The following is a 561-nucleotide window of genomic DNA, read 5'->3' on the forward strand; positions in this document are numbered from 1 at the left end:
ACCTGATCCCGGATCGCGCACCCAACTCACCCGGGCGCCCAGCGCACTACCCGGCATGGGTAATGGTCATCCACAAAGTCCTGCATGGCGCGTTCGGCAGCGCTAGCCACGCCAGCCGCATCATGGCCAACCCCGAGTACTGGCAGGTCATCTGCCGCCAGGCCACCGCCCACGGAAAAACTGCCCGCACCACGCCGCCGCGACGGCATCACCACACCTACGCCCAGGACCGCCTCGACACCCACATCGACGCCCTGCACCAGGGGCTGATCGACACCGCCGCCACACTCGCCCGCGAACTCAACTGCCTCAACCCACACAGCCCTGTCTCACGGACCAATCCAGTTCGCGGACAATTCATCGTCGGCGACGGCACCGTCGTCGCCGCACCCGAACGCAAATCCACCATCGAGAAGAAAGCAGCCAACGGCGCGTCCACCGTCAACGCCCACCTCGAAGTCCAAAACGGCGACGACACACCAGAATTCCGCTACGGAACTAAATTCGCCATCATGAGCACACGCCCCGACAACACCCGCAACCTGCGCGTCGTCCTCGACA

At 64.5% G+C, this 561-nt stretch carries 1 pseudogene; it reads left to right on the plus strand.

What is annotated here, in order from left to right:
- Nucleotides 1–122: 122 nt before the first annotated feature.
- Nucleotides 123–561, plus strand: a pseudogene (locus BKN37_RS27455) (hypothetical protein); the annotation flags it as partial.

The organism is Mycobacterium talmoniae (genome assembly GCF_001854525.1).
Classification (GTDB): Bacteria; Actinomycetota; Actinomycetes; order Mycobacteriales; family Mycobacteriaceae; genus Mycobacterium; species Mycobacterium talmoniae.